The sequence below is a fragment of the Actinopolymorpha singaporensis genome (assembly GCF_900104745.1).
Classification (GTDB): domain Bacteria; phylum Actinomycetota; class Actinomycetes; order Propionibacteriales; family Actinopolymorphaceae; genus Actinopolymorpha; species Actinopolymorpha singaporensis.
In genome coordinates this window covers 521451-537536 of record NZ_LT629732.1, presented here as the reverse complement: position 1 = coordinate 537536, position 16086 = coordinate 521451, and the positions used below count along the sequence as shown (strand labels likewise).

Annotated in this window: 18 protein-coding genes; 14 read left to right on the top strand and 4 right to left on the bottom strand. The window is 72.6% G+C overall.

Features of this window, described 5'->3' with window-relative positions; genetic code table 11:
* Positions 1–8: 8 nt before the first annotated feature.
* The gene (locus BLU27_RS02435; protein ID WP_092650154.1) at positions 9–920 is read right to left on the bottom strand and encodes a sulfite exporter TauE/SafE family protein; all 912 of its coding nucleotides are present in this window, start codon (positions 918–920) and stop codon (positions 9–11) included.
* Between the two features lie 133 nt (positions 921–1053).
* On the opposite strand from BLU27_RS02435, the gene BLU27_RS02430 reads away from it, so the two are divergent.
* A complete protein-coding gene (locus BLU27_RS02430; protein WP_241827744.1) occupies positions 1054–2394 on the top strand; it encodes a dipeptidase in 1341 nt (446 codons plus the stop codon).
* A 79-nt stretch (positions 2395–2473) separates the two neighbouring features.
* Positions 2474–3838, top strand: coding sequence for a Bcr/CflA family multidrug efflux MFS transporter (locus tag BLU27_RS02425; RefSeq protein ID WP_092650152.1), 1365 nt, complete (start codon positions 2474–2476; stop codon positions 3836–3838).
* Here BLU27_RS02425 and cysC read toward each other — a convergent pair.
* Both cysC and dtd read right to left on the bottom strand, forming a co-directional pair.
* The gene (gene cysC, locus BLU27_RS02420) at positions 3813–5105 is read right to left on the bottom strand and encodes an adenylyl-sulfate kinase (protein WP_092650150.1); all 1293 of its coding nucleotides are present in this window, start codon (positions 5103–5105) and stop codon (positions 3813–3815) included. The two genes, BLU27_RS02425 and cysC, sit on opposite strands and share 26 nt — an antisense overlap.
* Positions 5106–5112: 7 nt before the next feature.
* Positions 5113–5538, bottom strand: coding sequence for a D-aminoacyl-tRNA deacylase (dtd, locus tag BLU27_RS02415; protein WP_092650148.1), 426 nt, complete (start codon positions 5536–5538; stop codon positions 5113–5115).
* A gap of 36 nt (positions 5539–5574) precedes the next feature.
* Between dtd and BLU27_RS02410 the strand changes: the two genes are divergently transcribed.
* From BLU27_RS02410 to BLU27_RS02360, 11 genes are all read left to right on the top strand, one after another.
* Positions 5575–6399, top strand: a complete 825-nt coding sequence (locus tag BLU27_RS02410; RefSeq protein WP_092650146.1) for a beta-keto acid cleavage family enzyme — start codon at positions 5575–5577, stop codon at positions 6397–6399.
* Between the two features lie 76 nt (positions 6400–6475).
* Positions 6476–7444 (top strand): asparaginase, encoded by a 969-nt coding sequence (locus tag BLU27_RS02405; protein ID WP_092657056.1) that lies wholly within the window; start codon positions 6476–6478, stop codon positions 7442–7444.
* Between the two features lie 109 nt (positions 7445–7553).
* The gene (locus BLU27_RS02400; protein WP_092650144.1) at positions 7554–7982 is read left to right on the top strand and encodes a helix-turn-helix domain-containing protein; all 429 of its coding nucleotides are present in this window, start codon (positions 7554–7556) and stop codon (positions 7980–7982) included.
* 1 nt (position 7983) lies between these two features.
* Entirely contained in the window at positions 7984–8736 is a 753-nt protein-coding gene (locus tag BLU27_RS02395; protein WP_092650142.1) for a hypothetical protein, read from the top strand.
* 247 nt (positions 8737–8983) lie between these two features.
* A complete protein-coding gene (locus BLU27_RS02390; RefSeq protein WP_197681641.1) occupies positions 8984–9322 on the top strand; it encodes a DUF2516 family protein in 339 nt (112 codons plus the stop codon).
* A complete protein-coding gene (locus BLU27_RS02385; RefSeq protein WP_197681640.1) occupies positions 9319–10143 on the top strand; it encodes an alpha/beta fold hydrolase in 825 nt (274 codons plus the stop codon). Before BLU27_RS02390 ends, BLU27_RS02385 begins: the two co-directional genes overlap by 4 nt.
* Before the next feature lie 9 nt (positions 10144–10152).
* The gene (locus BLU27_RS02380) at positions 10153–10911 is read left to right on the top strand and encodes an alanyl-tRNA editing protein (protein ID WP_092650140.1); all 759 of its coding nucleotides are present in this window, start codon (positions 10153–10155) and stop codon (positions 10909–10911) included.
* 70 nt (positions 10912–10981) lie between these two features.
* Positions 10982–11446 carry a DUF6069 family protein gene (locus BLU27_RS02375; RefSeq protein ID WP_092650138.1) on the top strand — a complete coding sequence of 155 codons (465 nt, stop codon included), beginning with the start codon at positions 10982–10984 and terminating at the stop codon, positions 11444–11446.
* Positions 11443–11988 carry an O-acetyl-ADP-ribose deacetylase gene (locus BLU27_RS02370; RefSeq protein WP_092650136.1) on the top strand — a complete coding sequence of 182 codons (546 nt, stop codon included), beginning with the start codon at positions 11443–11445 and terminating at the stop codon, positions 11986–11988. The genes BLU27_RS02375 and BLU27_RS02370 overlap by 4 nt, the downstream gene beginning before the upstream one ends.
* A 92-nt stretch (positions 11989–12080) precedes the next feature.
* On the top strand, positions 12081–13358 hold the full coding sequence (gene mshA, locus BLU27_RS02365) for a D-inositol-3-phosphate glycosyltransferase (RefSeq protein WP_479683691.1): 1278 nt from the start codon (positions 12081–12083) through the stop codon (positions 13356–13358).
* Between the two features lie 62 nt (positions 13359–13420).
* Positions 13421–13912: a type III secretion system chaperone family protein gene (locus tag BLU27_RS02360; RefSeq protein ID WP_092650132.1), complete on the top strand. Its 492-nt coding sequence runs from the start codon at positions 13421–13423 to the stop codon at positions 13910–13912.
* Positions 13913–13929: 17 nt separating this feature from the next.
* On the opposite strand, the gene BLU27_RS02355 is transcribed toward BLU27_RS02360, so the two are convergent.
* Positions 13930–14379, bottom strand: a complete 450-nt coding sequence (locus BLU27_RS02355) for a PaaI family thioesterase (protein WP_092650130.1) — start codon at positions 14377–14379, stop codon at positions 13930–13932.
* Positions 14380–14440: 61 nt separating this feature from the next.
* Here BLU27_RS02355 and BLU27_RS02350 point away from each other — a divergent pair, with 61 nt between their 5' ends.
* Entirely contained in the window at positions 14441–15196 is a 756-nt protein-coding gene (locus tag BLU27_RS02350; RefSeq protein WP_092650128.1) for a phosphoglyceromutase, read from the top strand.
* The last annotated feature ends 890 nt before the right edge of the window (positions 15197–16086 follow it).

Sequence of the window (16086 nt, the reverse complement as noted above, 5' to 3'; positions counted from 1 at the left end):
CGGATGCCTCAGGCCGCGACCGGCGCTGACTCCTCGGCTTCCGCGTCGAGCTCGGCCCGCTCGGCTCGGTACGCCCGAAGCGACCACAGCACGGCACCCGCCCACACCCCCGCGATGATCAGGTAGGCCACGGTGCGCGTACCGGCGGCCGCGTCCACCAGGTCCGACTTCAGGATGGTACGGACGTTGGTCAGCACGATGACGCCGCCGACCAGCGAGCCGAGAATGCGGCCGGGCAGGTGCCGCACCAGCCAGGCTGCGATCGGCGCCGCGATCAGGCCGCCGACCAACAGTGCGGCGACCGCGCCGAACGGAATGCCTGCGCTGCCGAGCGCGATGAGGAAGCCCAGACTCGCGGCCAGGGAGACCACGAACTCGCTGGTGTCGACCGAGCCGACCACCCGGCGTGGCTCCATCCGGCCGCTGGCGAGGAGGGCGGGAGTGGCGACCGGCCCCCAGCCGCCGCCACCGGTGGAGTCGACGAAGCCGGCGAAGATGCCGAGCGGGGCGAGGAACCTCGCCCGTACCGGCTTGCCGAGCTGGCCGCGCGGAGTGCCCCAGGCGGTGAACCGGATCAGGATGTAGATGCCGAGCGCCAGCAGGATGCCGGACATGACCGGCGCGGCGGAGTCGGTGGACAGCGAGCTGAGGAAGGTCGCACCGGCGAAGGAGCCGATCGCACCCGGGATCGCGATCCGGCCGACGACCTTCCAGTCGACGTTGCCGAACCTCCAGTGCGAGGCACCCGAAGCGAGCGTCGTGCCGATCTCGGCGAGGTGCACGGTCGCCGATGCCGCCGCCGGCGCCACTCCGGTGGCCAGCAGGAGCGTTGTCGACGTGACGCCGTAGGCCATGCCCAGGCTGCCGTCGACGAGCTGGGCCGCCAGCCCGACGATCGCGAGAAGAACGAGCTTGCGCACTCGCCCGCCCACCTTTCACATATTCCCTATCTACCCGGTAGGGCAACCGTAGGGGAGCCGGCACGAGCGTGTGCACCTTTCGTCCACATGGGAAGACGACGGGCGTCGGTGTGGCGGCGTACGCTGGCGCACCGTGACCAACATCGATCCTTTCGAGGCCGTTCGAGCCATACTCCCCGCAGTCCGGGACGACCTGGAGCGGCTGATCCGGATCCCGTCCGTGAGTGCCGACCTGTCCGCCCGAGCCGACGTACGCCGCACCGCCGAACTCACCGCCGAACTCTTCCGTGCCGAGGGCGCGCAGGCCGTGGAGGTTCTCGAGGTCGAGGGCGGCCAGCCCGCGGTGGTGGCGCACTTCCCGGCGCCCGCCGGCCGGCCGACCGTCCTGCTGTACGCCCACCACGACGTGCAGCCCACCGGGGATGTGGCGCAGTGGACCAGCCCGCCGTTCGAGCCCACCGAACGCGACGGCCGCCTCTACGGGCGCGGCGCCGCCGACGACAAGGCCGGCATCGCCTTGCACCTGGCCGCCGTACGGGCGTTCGGTGGCCGGCCGCCGGTCGGGGTGACGGTGTTCGTCGAGGGCGAGGAGGAGATCGGTTCGCCGGCGCTCGGGGCGTTCCTCGCGAAGTACCACGACCGGCTCGCTGCCGACGTCATCGTGCTCGCCGACTCGGCCAACTTCGACGTCGGTGTTCCCGCGCTCACCACCACCCTGCGCGGCCTCGCCGACTGCGTGGTCGAGGTGCGCGCCCTCGACCACGGTGTGCACTCCGGCATCTACGGCGGTGCCGCACCGGACGCGCTCACCGCCCTGTGCCGGCTGCTGGCCACCCTGCACGACGAGGAAGGGAACGTCGCCATCGAGGGCCTGGACACGGCACCGGCGCCGGCCGTGGACTACCCGGAGGAGAGGTTCCGGGCAGAGGCGGCGATGCTTCCCGGCGTACGCCTGCTCGGTGAGGGCACCGTCGCCGAACGCATCTGGGCCCGGCCGACGGCGTCCGTGCTGGCCATCGACGCGCCCCGCGTCGCCGACGCGTCCAACACCCTGGTGCCGGTCGCCCGGGCCAAGGTGAGCGTCCGGCTCGCGCCCGGTGACGACGCGACCCGGGCGATGAAGGCGCTGACCGAGCATCTGCGTACGCACGCGCCGTGGGGTGTACGGGTCGACGTCACGCCGGGCGACGCGGGACAGCCCTATGCCGCGCAGGCGTCCGGCCCGGCCTACGACGCGGCCAGGTCGGCGTTCGCGCAGGTGTGGAACCACGAGCCGGTGGACATCGGCATCGGCGGCTCGATCCCGTTCGTGGCGGAGTTCGCCGAGACCTTCCCCGACGCCGCCATCCTGGTCACCGGCGTCGCCGACCCGCACTGCCGGGCGCACGGGGTGGACGAGAGCCTGCACCTCGGTGACTTCGCCCGGGCCTGCGCGGCCGAGGCGCTGCTGCTGACGAAGCTCGCCCAGGCGTGAACACCACTGTCGCTGTCCGCATACTGAGCTTTGCTACGGAACTCGGAAGAACGACGTTGCCGCGGGTGCTGCGCTGACAATGTCCTCTGCACAGTCCTCGACCCAGCCACCCGACCAGCCGGCCGACCAGCCGCCCGAGCAGTCAGTCGAGAACCCGACCGATCAGCCGCCGGGGCAGGCCCGGCGCCGGATCGCGCCGATGCTGATCGTCCTGCTCGGCGGGCTCACCGCCCTGGGGCCGATGACCATCGACCTCTACCTCCCGGCGCTGCCGCACATGACGCGCGAGCTGCACAGCAGCCAGACGCTGCTCCAGCTCACGCTGACCGCCGCGCTGGTGGGACTCGCGAGCGGTCAGGCCGTGGTCGGCCCGCTCTCCGACGCGGTGGGCCGGCGACGCCCGCTGCTGGTGGGCCTCGGCACGTACGCCGTCGCCTCGGTGGTGTGTGCCGTCGCGCCGACGGTCGAGGTGCTGGTCGCCGGGCGGGTGGTGCAGGCGCTCGGTGGCGCGGCGGGGATCGTGATCGCCCGCGCGATCGTGCGTGACCTCGTGTCCGGCCGAGAGATCGCCCGGCTGTTCTCGCTGCTGTTGCTGGTCACCGGCCTGGCCCCGATCCTCGCGCCGGTCGTGGGTGGCCAGCTCCTGCGGCTGGGCTCGTGGCGGATGCTGTTCGGGGTGCTGACGGCGTTCGGGGTGGTGCTGTTCGTCGGCGTGCTGTTCGGGCTGCGGGAGACCCTGCCGGTCGAGCGCCGAAGGCACGGCGGGGCCCGGGACGCGGCCCACAGCTACCTCCGCCTGGTTCGTGACCGGTCCTTCCTCGGCTACGCCCTGGCCGGCGGGTTCGGTTTCGCGGGGATGTTCGCCTACATCTCCGGCTCGCCGTTCGTCTACCAGGAGGTGTTCGGGATCAGCCCGCAGTTCTACGGCGTGCTGTTCGGCCTGAACGGCCTCGGGCTGATGGCGTTCTCCCAGACCAACGGCAGGCTGGTACGCCGGGTGGACCCGCGCCGGCTGCTGGCGATCGGCCAGTTCACGTCGCTGGCCGGCGCGATTCTGCTCGTCCTCGCCGCCGCGACGTCGGTCGGCGGGGTGGTGGGCGTTCTGCTGCCGCTGTTCGTGGCGGTGGCGAGCCTCGGCATGGTCGGCCCGAACGCGATGGCGCTCGGCCTGGCCCAGCACCCCGAGATGGCGGGTACGGCGTCGGCGCTGATCGGCACGCTGCAGTTCGTGGTGGGCGCGCTGGCCGGACCGCTGGTCACCGCGGTCCAGGTGCGCTCGGCCCTGCCGATGGCGACGGTCGTCGCCGGGTGCGTGGTGCTCGGGATCCTGGCCCGGGTCGTCCTCACCAGGGACCGGTCCGAGGAGGCGTCGGAGCCGGAGTCGCCGGAGGAACTCTCCGGGCGGCGGGCGCGCCCGGCTACGGCGTCGGCGGAGGAGGGCTGAGCAGGCCGCGTTCGTCGAGCAGGCCGAGCACCTTCGCCGCGGCGTCGTCCACCGTCACGTCACTGGTGTCGATCGCCAGGTCGGCGTCGTCCGGCGGCTCGTACGGGTCGGAGATACCGGTGAACTCCGGGATGAGGCCGGCCCGGGCCCTGGCGTAGAGACCCTTGCGGTCCCGGCGTTCGCACTCGGCCAGCGGGGTCGCCACGTGGATCAGCACGAACGTGCCACCGGCGGCCTCCACCATCCGGCGTACCTCCGCCCGGGTCGCGGCGTACGGCGCGATCGGTGCGCAGATGGCGAGCCCGCCGTGCCGGGCCACCTCGGCCGCCACGAACCCGATCCGGGCGATGTTCGCCTCGCGGTCCGCGCGGGAGAACCCGAGCCCGGCGGACAGCATCCGGCGTACGACGTCGCCGTCGAGCTGGGTGACCGTACGGTCGCCGCGTTCCAGCACCAGGTCGTGCAGGCGGCGGGCGAGCGTCGACTTGCCCGAGCCGGACAGGCCGGTGAAGAACACCACCAGTCCGCGCTGGTGCGCGCACCGGGATGCGGACCCCAGAGCCGCGGCGATCGGCGCGGGGTGTCGCTCGCGGTCGCCACGCCTGTCCGGATCGACCGCCGGCCGGACCGGATCGCCGTACGCCCTGGCCACCAGCTCGCGGAGCGCGAGGTCGGCCGCCGGGTCGGTGCGCGCCGCCAGCGGCACGGGAACCACCAGCGGCTGCCCGGGCAGGAGTTCGGCGGCGGCGAGGGTGGCCCGGACCAGCGTGTGCGCCGAGACGCCGCGCGGTGAGCCGGCGCCGACCAGCGCAAGCAGCACGGTCGCGTCGTACCCGGCGACCGCGTCGGCCACCCGGTCGAGCGCGGCCCGGTCCAGCGGAGCGTCGAGGAGGACGGCAGCGACCCTGCCGTCCGGGCCGAGCAGGTCACGCACCTGCGCCGGAGTGCGGTGCAGGTGGCGGAACACGCCGTCCTCGCGCGGGCGAAGCGGCGTGACGGTCCCGGTCAGCGTCCAGGAGCCCGGTGCGGTCTCCGCCGCCGCCGAGACGTCCAGCCGGGCCACCGGGGTCCCTTCCAGGTCGGTGAGCTCGGCGGTGGTGAACTCGGCGGCGCCGGCGTCCCCGCCCGGGGCGAGGTCCGCTGGTACGGCCACGGTGACCTCGGCGAGGATGCCGTCCAGGGCCAGCGCCAGGTCGTCGTACTCCCGCGGCGACGGCGCCCACCGCGGCACGTCGGCACCGGCTCCGGCGCGATCAGGTTCGCTCATCGACTGCTCACACCTCCATGACCAGCGTGACCGGCCCGTCGTTGACCAGCGAGACGTCCATGTGGGCGCCGAACCGGCCGGTCTCCACGTGCGCACCCAGACCGCGAAGCGTCGTGCAGAAGTGCTCCACCAGGGGTTCGGCGACCTCGCCGGGCGCGGCCTGCGACCACGACGGCCGGCGGCCCTTGCGCGTGTCGGCGTACAGCGTGAACTGGCTGACCACCAGCAACGGCGCACCGATCTCGGAGCAGGACCGCTCCTCGGGCAGGATCCGCAGCCCCCAGATCTTGCCGGCGAGCTTCTCCGCCAGCGCCGGGGTGTCGGTGTGGGTCGCGCCGAGCAGGACCAGCAGTCCCGGCTTGTCGATCGCGCCCACGGTCTCGCCGTCGACGGCCACCCGGGCCTCGCTGACACGCTGGACGACCGCACGCATGGCCCCCATTGTTCCGGCTCTGCCAGGATGCGGTGCATGCCGACCCTCATCACGGTCGCCCCGACCGGGGCGGAGACCACGAAGGAGGCGTGTCCGACCCTGCCGACCACGCTGCCGGAGCTGGTCGAGACCGCCCGGCGCTGCCAGGACGCCGGGGCGGCGATGATCCACCTGCACATCCGGGACGCCGAGCACCGGCCCACGCTCGACGTCGGCCGGCTGCGGGCGGCGGTGGCTGCCGTACGCGCGGAGACGGACCTGGTGGTCCAGCTGTCCACCGGTGGCGCGGTGACCGACCCGTTCGAGGACCGGCTGCGGGTGCTGGATGCCGAACCCGACTCGTGCTCGCTCACGATGGGCACGGTCAACTTCGGTGACGACGTGTTCGCCAATCCGTGGCCGTTCGTCACCAGGCTGTACGAACTCACCCAGGAGCGGGAGGTCGTGCCGGAGTTCGAGCTGTTCGACCTCGGGCACGTCGCGGCGCTGCACCGGCTGCTGGACACCTACGGCCTGCCGTACGGCGGCCGGGTGCACTGCGACCTGGTGATGGGTGTTCCCGGCGGGATGCCCGGCGACGCGGCCACCCTGGTGGCGGCGGTCCAGGCGCTGCCGGAGGCGGTGACGTCGTGGTCGGCGACGGGCATCGGCCGGACGACGCTCCCGGTCGCGCTGGCGGCGCTCAGCTGCGGCGGCCACCTGCGCGTCGGCATGGAGGACACGCTGAACTTCGCCCGGGGCCGGCCGGTACGCCACAACGACGAGCTGGTCGCCCGGGCAGCCCGGCTCGCCGAGCTCGCCCAGCGGCCGCCCATGTCGCCGGGCGAGGCGCGCGACCTGCTCAACGTCAAGCCGCAGTAGCCGCGGCGGCCGCGGCAGCCGCGGTAGGGCCAACCCTCACCGGCCGGGGGTAGGGTGCGGCCTCGTGTCGTCCCTGATGTCGTCTCAGCCCCCGCGGCCCGCCCCCCTTCCGGTCGTCGCCGAGGTCGTCCGCTCCGGCTTCGTGGAGTGCCGCCACCGTGGCTCGGTGGTGGTGCTGGACGCGGACGGTTCGACCGCGCTCGCGATCGGCGACGTGGAGTCGCCGATCTATCCGCGCTCGGCCAACAAGCCGATGCAGGCGGCCGGCATGCTGCACAGCGGCCTGGATCTGCAGGGCGAACTCCTGGCGCTGGCCACCGCGAGCCACTCCGGCGAGGATTTCCACGTCGCGGGCGTACGCCGGATCCTGACCGCCGCCGGGCTCACCGAGGACGACCTGCGCTGCCCGCCCGACTGGCCGGCCGACGAGGCCGCGCGGGACGCGCTCGTCCGGGCCGGCGGCGGACCCGCCCGGGTGACCATGAACTGCTCCGGCAAGCACGCCGCCATGCTGGCCACCTGCGTCGCGGCTGGGTGGCCGACGCAGACGTACCTCGATCCGGGCCATCCGCTGCAGAAGGCGATCCGGGAGTCGGTGGAACGCCTGGCGGCGGAGAAGGTCGCGCACACCGGCGTGGACGGCTGCGGCGCCCCGCTGTTCGCGCTGAGCCTCACCGGCCTGGCCCGCGCGTTCCAGGCGATGGTGCGGGCGCCGGAGGGCTCACCCGAGGCCCGGCTCGTGGCCGCGGTCCGTGCTCACCCCGCGTACACCAGCGGCAGTACCCGGGACGAGGCGGCGCTGATCGGCGCGACGCCGGGGCTGTTCGCCAAGGGTGGGGCCGAGGCCTGTTACGCGGCCGCGCTGCCTGACGGGCGGACGGTCGCGCTGAAGATCGAGGACGGCGGCCAGCGGGCGCGCCCGGTGGTGATGGCGGCGGCGCTGCGCCGGTTGGGCGTCACCAACCCGGTCGTGGAGGCCCAGGCGTACGCCGTGCTGACCGGTGGCGGGGTTCCGGTGGGTGAGGTCCGCGCCGTGGGTTTCTGAGGCGTCCGAGGCGCGCTGCGGGTGGCACCCGTTCGGGGAATCGCGGAGTCTGCGACTCTTGTTTGCTCCGAGTTTGCGCTTGCTTGCTTTTGCAAGCACACTGGGAGTCATGAAGGTCCGGTCCATCGGTCCCCTCGGTGACTACCTCCGGGAGCAGCGGCGCAACGCCGAGCTCTCCCTGCGCCAGCTCGCCGACCTCGCCGGGGTCTCCAACCCCTACCTCAGCCAGATCGAGCGCGGCGTGCGCAAACCCTCCGCCGAGGTGCTCCAGCAGCTGGCCAAGGCGCTGCGGGTCTCCGCGGAGGTTCTCTACGTCCGGGCCGGACTGCTCGACCCCACCGACGGTGACGGCGAGCAGGACATTTCGGTCGAGATGGCCATTCACGCCGACCCGATTCTCTCGGTACGCCAGAAGCGGGTCCTGCTCGACATCTACTCGTCGTTTCGCCGCGAGGCCGACGAGGAAGAGACCAGTGAGCCGGAACGCGAGAGCACGACCCAGAACCGGGCTGTACGTCACGCCCGTCAGGAGGACTGACATGCCCCGCACCACTCGCAACAAGAACATCAGCGAGACCATCACCCCGCTCTACGTCCTGGCCGGTGCCGGCGACCTGGCGGTGGAGAAGATCCGGGAGATCTCCAGGATGGCCTCCAGCAAGATCTCCTCCCTGGAGACCACCGACCCGGCCGAGGTGTCCGACCGCATGCAGGTGCGGCTCGAAGAGGGCGCCGACACCCTCGGCGTGGTGATCCGCAGCGCCACCAGTGACATCCGCGAGCAGGCCAAGGGAATCTCCGGCCGCGCGCAGTCGGCCATGCAGGCCATGTGGATGTCGGCCGGTGACGCCTACGAAGACCTGATCGAACGCGGTGAGGGCGTCATGAGCCATCTGCGCGGGCAGAACGGCCGGACGATCCAGCGCGCCGCCGCCGGTGCGCGTGGCGGCCGGAGCACCGCCGCCAAGAAGGCCGGCCGCTCGGCCGGCAAGGCCACCGGCACCAAGTCGACGGCGAAGAAGTCGGCGAGCAAGACGGGGGGCCGTTCGACCACCAAGTCCGCTTCGAAGTCGACGCGTTCGGCGAGCAAGTCGACGACCCGGAAGCGGGCGGCGAGCAAGGGCGGCCGCGCCGACTCCTCGAGCTCGGCCAACACCCGCAGGTCCACGGCCAGCGCGTCGAAGTCGGCGCCGGCCGGCGCGGCGCGGCCCGCGAACAGCAACACCTCGGCGGGGACGACCACCACCAGCACGTCGTCGACCCCCACGACCAACAGCAGCACGAGCAGCTGAGTCGGTAACGGCTGAGCCTCCCGTCCGGCGGGTGGGCGTGGGTGGTGTCTCGGGGCGGACACCACCCACGTGCTCAGCGTGCCCACGCACCACCTTCGCGTGGTCGTGCCCCACTTCGCGGCCTTCGGGCGTTCGACGTCTTTCGTCCCGCTCACGGCCCCGCTTCACGGTGCGGTAGCGCTCGGCAGGCCGAGACGCTCCGGTCGGGCTGCCGCCACCGGGTGCGTCCGGCAGCTACCCTCGGGGTGTGTTCTCACCCATCACGATCGTCGACTACCTCACGATCGCGCTCTGGCTCATCCTGTTGGTCATGAAGGCGTTCGCCCTGGGTGACGCCGTGATGCGGCCGGCGGAGGCGTTCCCGGCCGTCGACAAGCAGACCAAGCCGCTGTGGCTGATCCTCACCGGGCTCGCCCTGCTGATCCACCTGATCCCGCAGTTCGGGTCGCCGATCAGCCTGCTGAACATCGCCGGCACGATCGCGGCCGCTGTTTACCTCGTCGGCGTCCGGCCGGCCGTCCGCGAGGTCGGCGGCAGCCGCGGCGGCAGGGGTGGCCGGGGCGGCGGGCCCTCCGGCGGCTGGTGACCGCCTCGAACGACGAGCCTCGCCCCCGGTACTTCCTGACCGGCAACGGCCGTCCCACCACCGTCTTCGCGCCCGGGCTCGGCGGTTCGGTCGAGCAGACGCGGCCGTTCGGCAGCGGGGTTCTGGGCACCCGGGCGTTCCTTGAGTTCCACTGCGCGCAGAGCCTCACGTACGGCGACCTGGCCGCCGGTCTACGCAGGATCGCCGACGACACCGGGGCATCCCGTGCGGTCGGCGTGTCCCTCGGCGCGGGCGCGATCCTGCACGTGCTGGCCGCGACGCCGGACCGTTTCGAACGCGCCGTCCTGCTGCTGCCGGCCGCCCTGGACCACCCTCGCCCCGCGTGGGTGGCCACCCGGATGCGGGCCGCGGCAGACAGGATCGATGGGGCCGACCGTGGCGACGTCGACGCCGTGGCCGCGGCCCTGCGGGATCTCCAGCCCGCGTCGGTCCGCGACCGCCCGGAGGTCGTGACGTGGGCCAGGGACCGCGCGCGGGCGTTGGCGGGCCCGGCGTTCGCGCGGGTGCTCCGGGCGTTCGCCGACCAGCAGCCGGTCGCCGACCGCGGCGTCCTCGCCCGGTGCACGGCTCCGGTCCTCGTGGTCGGCCAGGAAGGCGACGACGCCCATCCCGCCGGCGTCGCGCGGGAGACGGCGGCGGCACTACCGAACGCCGAACTCGAGGTGTTCCCGCCCGGCGGGCTGCTCTGGGAGCACCGGGCGGCTGTCCGCGCGCGGATCAGCGCGTTCCTCAACGGCGCCGGCGGTGCCGACGGCCGCGGCGGCCGCGACGGCGTCGGCGTTGTCGGTGGGCTCGCGTAGCGTGCGCCCATGGCCACCGCCGACTTCGACCGCCACGGGCGCACACACCGGCTCGAGCTCACCGACCAGAGTGTCCGGGAGTGGGACGCCACCGTTCTCGATGCCAGTGCCGAGGACGGCATCGTGCTCGACCGGTCGGCGTTCTATCCCGGTGGCGGCGGGCAGCCACCCGACGAGGGCGTGCTGTTGTGGGGCGGCGTGCGCACCCGGATCGTCGGCGTACGCAAGGGCGACGACCTCGCCCTGCTGCCACACGAGGACGACCCGATCCCGCCGGTCGGCACGTCCGTGCGCGGTGCGCTGGAAGACGTACGCCGCACCGCGCTGATGCGCACCCACTCCGCTCTCCACCTGCTCGGCGGCGTGGTCTTCCGCGACTTCGGCGCCCTGATCACCGGGTCGAACATGCACCCACTGGAGGGTCGGCTGGACTTCAACCTCGACACCCTGCCCGAGGGGTTCCGCGACCGGATCACCGAGGCGGCCAACGCCGAGGTCGCGGCCGACCGGGCGATCGAGGTACGCGTGCTGCCGCGGGCGGAGGCGTTCGCACTGCCCGACATCATCCGCACCGCCACCAACCTCGTTCCTGCCGACGTGGAGGTGGTCCGGCTGGTGGACATCACCGGGCTGGACGTCCAGGCCGACGCCGGCACCCACGTGGCGTCGACGCGGAGCATCGGCGAGATCGAGATCGCGAAGGTGGAGAACAAGGGCCGCGGCTTTCGCCGGGTCCGGGTGCGACTGCGCCCCGAGCAGGCCGGCTGATCGAGCCGTGGTGATCACCGAACCATGCGCTCCCCCGCGGCCGGGCAATAATGGGCCACGGGGGAACGCCATGACCGAGCATCCGAGGCCTCCGGTGCCCACGGAGGAGCGCCACCTCCCGGAGGTGGACGCGGGGAGGCTGTGGGCTGGTGGCCTGGCCACGGCGCTGGTCGCGGCGTTGATAGTGATCGTCGCCGCCTTCGTGATCCAGGCGTTCGTCACCATTCCGGTCGTACCACCCCTGGGAGCCACGCACCTGGGCGACATGGTGACCCTCGCGTACGCCCTGCTGGCGGCCCTGGCCGCGATCGCCGCCACCGGGTTGCTGCACGTGCTCCTGGTGGCCACTCCACGCCCGCTGCTGTTCTTCTCCTGGATCGTGGCCCTCACCACCGTGGTAGCGGTGGTCACGCCGTTCCTGGCGGCCGCGAGCCGCAACAGCCAACTGATCACCGCCGCCATCAACCTGGTGGTCGGCATCGCCATCCTGTCGCTCCTGAACGGCGTCGGACTGAGTGCTGTGAGGCGCCCGTGAGTCCCCGTGTCGTACTCCTCGAAGGTGACATCACCACCCAGCCGGTCGATGTGGTGGTCAACGCCGCCAACTCCGCCATGCGCGGTGGTGGCGGGGTCGACGGGGCGATCCACCGGGCCGGCGGGCCGGCCATCCTGGCCGACTGTGTGCGGCTGTTCCCCGACGGCCTCGCTGTGGGCGCGGCGGGTGCGACGTCGGCCGGCAACCTGCCCGCTCGCTGGGTGGTGCACGTCGTCGGCCCCAACTGGAACGCCGGCCAGCGCGACCGCGGCCTGCTGGCGGCCTGCTACCGCAACGCGCTCGGCGTGGGGGACGATCTCGGCGCCGCGACGATCGCGTTTCCGGCGATCTCGGCGGGTATCTTCGGCTGGCCGCTCGAGGACGCGGCGCGGACCGCGCTCCAGGCCGTCCGTGACACCCCCACACGGGTGGTCGAGGCAAGGTTCGTGCTGTTCACGTCCGCGGTGTTCGGCGCGTTCTCCCAGGCTCTGGGCGCCGCCTCGGGGAGTGAGCAGGCGACCGGTTCGGACACCGGGGAATGACCCACCGACGCCCGGAGGTTGCAATGGATCAGGCCGGCCCTGCCGTCGGCCGTGATCGGGAGCCGGGTCGTCGGCGGAGGAGGTGCGTCGGGGTGCGCCACGGAATCGTGCCCAGGCGGGTGGCGATGTTGAGCGTGCACACCTCGCCGCTGGACCAGCCGGGCACCGGTGACGCCGGCGGCATGAACGTCTACGTCGTCGAGCTCGCCCGCCGGATGGCGGCGCTGGGCATCGAGGTGGAGATCTTCACCCGGGCGACCAGCAGCGACCAGCCGCCGATCGTCGAGGCCGAGCCCGGTGTCCGGGTCCGGCACGTGGTGGCCGGTCCGTTCGCCGGCCTGGCCAAGGACGAGCTGCCGGCTCAGCTGTGCGCCTTCGCCCGCGGTGTACTGCGCGCGGAGGCGGCCCACGACGTCGGGTGGTACGACCTGATCCACTCCCACTACTGGCTGTCCGGGCAGGTCGGCGCCCTGGCGAAGGAACGCTGGGGCGTCCCGCTGGTGCACTCCATGCACACCATGGCGAAGGTCAAGAACGCCCAGCTCGCCAAGGGAGACCGGCCCGAGCCGCGGGCCCGGGTGATCGGCGAGGAGCAGGTGGTGGAGGCCGCGGACTGGCTGGTCGCCAACACCGACGAGGAGGCCCGCCAGCTCGTCGAGCTGTACGACGCGGATCCGGCGGGCGTGGTCACTGTCAACCCTGGCGTCGACCTGGAGGTCTTCGCACCCGGCGACACCCGGTCCGCCCGGCGTGAGCTCGGCCTGCCCGACGACGCCGTGGTGCTGATGTTCGCGGGCCGGATCCAGCCGCTGAAGGCGCCGGACGTGCTGGTACGCGCGGCCGCCGAGCTGGTGCGCGTGCGGCCCGGCCTGCGGCGACGTCTCGTGGTCGCGATCGTGGGCGGTCCGAGCGGATCGGGCACGGCCGCACCGGGCAAGCTCGCCCGGCTGGCCCGCGACCTGGGGCTGGGCGACGTGGTGCGGTTCGTGCCTCCGGTCCGGCAGGCGGAGCTGGCCCGGTGGTACCGCGCGGCGACCCTGGTGGCCGTTCCGTCGTACAACGAGTCGTTCGGGCTGGTGGCCCTGGAGGCGCAGGCCTGCGGCACGCCCGTGGTGGCGGCCGCCACCGGTGGCCTGCTGACCGCGGTGGCCGACGACGTTTCCGGGGTGCTGGTCGACGGTCACGACCCGCGCAGGTGGGCCAAGGTGCTGGGCGAACTGCTCGACGCCTCCGACCGGCTCGCCCGGCTGGGAGAGGGCGGCCTACGCCACGCGCAGGGGTTCGGCTGGGCGGTCACGGCGGCGCGCATGCTGGACGTCTACTCCGCGGCACTCGCCCCGCCGGAACGCTCGGTCACCATGCTCCGCTGAGCAGGCAGGCCCGACGCCGAACGGGTCCCCCCAGTCCACCACGGCACGGTTACGGTGGGCGAGTGAGCGATGATGCCGCCGCCGTGATCCGGGCCACCCTCGCCGACCTGGGCGTCGAGGCCGAGGAGCCGCGTCCCGGCTCGTTCGTGGTGCAGCTGCCCGGTGAACGCAAGCTGCGCACCACGTGCGTGCTGGACGTGGGCGAGCAGGCGGTGACGGTGCACGCGTTCGTCGCCCGCCGGCCGGACGAGAACCACGAGGGCGTCTACCGCTACCTGCTCGAACGCAACCTGCGGTTGTACGGCGTGGCGTTCGCGGTGGACCATCTGGGCGACATCCACCTCACCGGCAAGGTGGCGTTGACGGCGGTCACGTCCGCGGAGATCGACCGGATCCTCGGCACGGTGCTGGACGCCGCCGACTCCTCGTTCAACCAGTTGCTCGAACTCGGCTTCGCGGGCGCGATCCGCCGCGAGTGGGAGTGGCGTACGTCGCGGGGTGAGTCGACGGCCAACCTGGCGGCGTTCCGCCATCTGCTCCCCGGCGAGGAGTAGGCCCGGCCACGCCGGCCTCAGGAGCCGGGCCGGTCGACCGTGGCAATCGTCCCCTGGGCGACCGCGCACAGTGTCGGCGGACCGGCGGGGTCGCGGACCGACACGTCGCAGCGCACCACCGCGAGCCGCCGGCCGCCGTTGACCACTCTTGCCTCGGCCACCAGCCGCTCGCCCTGGGCCGGCCGGAGGTAGTTGATCGAGAACCCGACAGTGGCCACCGCCGGCCCGAGCACCGAACCACCGGCGAAGGTCATCGCGTTGTCGGCGAGATAGCCGATCACGCCGCCGTGGGCGTGGCCGTACTGCTGCAGCAGGCTCGGGCCGAGCGGGAGGGAGAGCTCCGCCCGGCCTGGCCAGAAGCCGTCCAGCCGGGCCTCCAGCAGCGTGCTGAAGGGCTGGGCGGCGAGCAGTTCGCGGCCGAGCCGGAGGAGCGCCTCAGGGTCTTCGGGGAGTGAGCGATCGGTCACGACGGCCAGTCAACCGTTCCGGGGTGCGGGCCGCCGAGGAAGCGTCGGTAAAGTCGGGCGCATGAGCGCAGCTCCGTACCGACTTGTCCTCCTCCGCCACGGCGAGAGCGAGTGGAACGCCAAGAACCTCTTCACCGGCTGGGTGGACGTCAACCTGTCCGCGACCGGCGAGGCGGAGGCACGCCGCGGCGGTGAGCTGCTGCGCGAGCGTGCCCTGCTGCCCGACGTCGTGCACACCTCCGTGCTGCGGCGGGCGATCCGCACCGCCGAGATCGCGCTGGACACCTGTGACCGCCACTGGCTGCCGGTCCGCCGCAGCTGGCGGCTCAACGAGCGCCACTACGGCGCGCTGCAGGGCAAGGACAAGAAGCAGACGCTGGAGCAGTTCGGCGAGGAGCAGTTCATGATCTGGCGGCGGTCGTACAACACGCCGCCCCCGCCGATCGAGGACGCCTCGGAGTTCTCCCAGGCAGGCGATGCCCGCTATGCCGACCTTCCGCCGGAGCTCCTGCCCCGCACCGAATGTCTGGCCGACGTGGTCGAGCGGATGCTGCCGTACTGGTACGACGCGATCATCCCCGACCTGCGGCGCGGGTCGACGGTCCTGGTGGCCGCGCACGGCAACTCCATCCGGGCCCTGGTCAAGCACCTGGACGGGATGAGCGACGAGGCGGTCGTCGGGCTGAACATCCCCACCGGCGTCCCGTTGCTGTACGAACTCGACGAGCAGATGCGACCGACCAAGGTGGGCGGGGAGTACCTCGACCCGGCCGCGGCCGCCGCCGCGATCGAGGCGGTCAAGAACCAGGGCCGCTGATCACTTCCCGGACGCCGGGCCGGACTGTCGGTCGACCACTCGGGCCCAACGAGCCGCAGCCCGGTCCGGCGGCCCCACAGCCTGGTGCGGCGGCCCGCAGTCCTGGCGGGCCGCAGTCCGGCGGCCCGCGGCGAAAAAGGTGCGACAAAGCTGCCGCGCCGGCGTAACCGCGAACGGCCTTGGGGAGTTGACAGTTCCGGGCGACCCAGGGGGCGGTGAGGTCGCCTCGCGTCCATGATGTGGAAAGCGGTCGCGAGTTCCGCACGCCCCCGTTAGCCTTTTGTCATTCGCAGACGACGAAGCCTGCTTCCTTCTCTTCCTGGCCAACCCACAGCAGCAGTTGAGGTGCGTGCGCGCCATGTCAGCGTCACAACGGACGCTTCGCAAGTTCCTTCCCCACCGACCCACAGTGCGGCGCTATCACCCGCACGTTCCCGCGTACTTCTTCCCGTCCATTCTCTTGTGACAGGGACCCTCGGCACGGGCGCCTGAGAGCACTCGTGTGGAGAGGGAACGCCGGACCCTGTGGCGAGCTGTAGCCACCTGAGTGGGATCGTTTCCACAACCTGGACCCGCGAGACGAGCTGACGCCTGCCGCGCTGCGGCTGGTGGCTGATCGTCGCGCCTGGCCCTGCCGTGCGCACCCGTCTGGTGTGCCGTGGCGTGTCCTGGATGTGCCCGAAGGATCCCGTGCGGTCTGTCGCCTGCCATGGAGTCCGCGACTTCCTCCCACAGTTGCTCGAGCTTGCGATCACCTCGCCGTCGGCGGACGAGGTGCCCGACCCTGCCGGCCCTGTTGATGATGTGACAACCGACGTTCCGCCGTCGGCGGGAAAGACCAATCGTGTTCTCTCTTGGGTCCCGGGCCGGGGCCCGGACCAGACCTGTCC

Coding starts and splice junctions, on each gene's coding strand:
- BLU27_RS02425 (WP_092650152.1), top strand. CDS start 2,474: ATGTCCTCTGCACAGTCCTCGACCCAGCCACCCGACCAGCCGGCCGAC.
- cysC (WP_092650150.1), bottom strand. CDS start 5,105: ATGAGCGAACCTGATCGCGCCGGAGCCGGTGCCGACGTGCCGCGGTGG.
- dtd (WP_092650148.1), bottom strand. CDS start 5,538: ATGCGTGCGGTCGTCCAGCGTGTCAGCGAGGCCCGGGTGGCCGTCGAC.
- BLU27_RS02410 (WP_092650146.1), top strand. CDS start 5,575: ATGCCGACCCTCATCACGGTCGCCCCGACCGGGGCGGAGACCACGAAG.
- BLU27_RS02405 (WP_092657056.1), top strand. CDS start 6,476: ATGTCGTCTCAGCCCCCGCGGCCCGCCCCCCTTCCGGTCGTCGCCGAG.
- BLU27_RS02400 (WP_092650144.1), top strand. CDS start 7,554: ATGAAGGTCCGGTCCATCGGTCCCCTCGGTGACTACCTCCGGGAGCAG.
- BLU27_RS02395 (WP_092650142.1), top strand. CDS start 7,984: ATGCCCCGCACCACTCGCAACAAGAACATCAGCGAGACCATCACCCCG.
- BLU27_RS02380 (WP_092650140.1), top strand. CDS start 10,153: ATGGCCACCGCCGACTTCGACCGCCACGGGCGCACACACCGGCTCGAG.
- BLU27_RS02375 (WP_092650138.1), top strand. CDS start 10,982: ATGACCGAGCATCCGAGGCCTCCGGTGCCCACGGAGGAGCGCCACCTC.
- BLU27_RS02350 (WP_092650128.1), top strand. CDS start 14,441: ATGAGCGCAGCTCCGTACCGACTTGTCCTCCTCCGCCACGGCGAGAGC.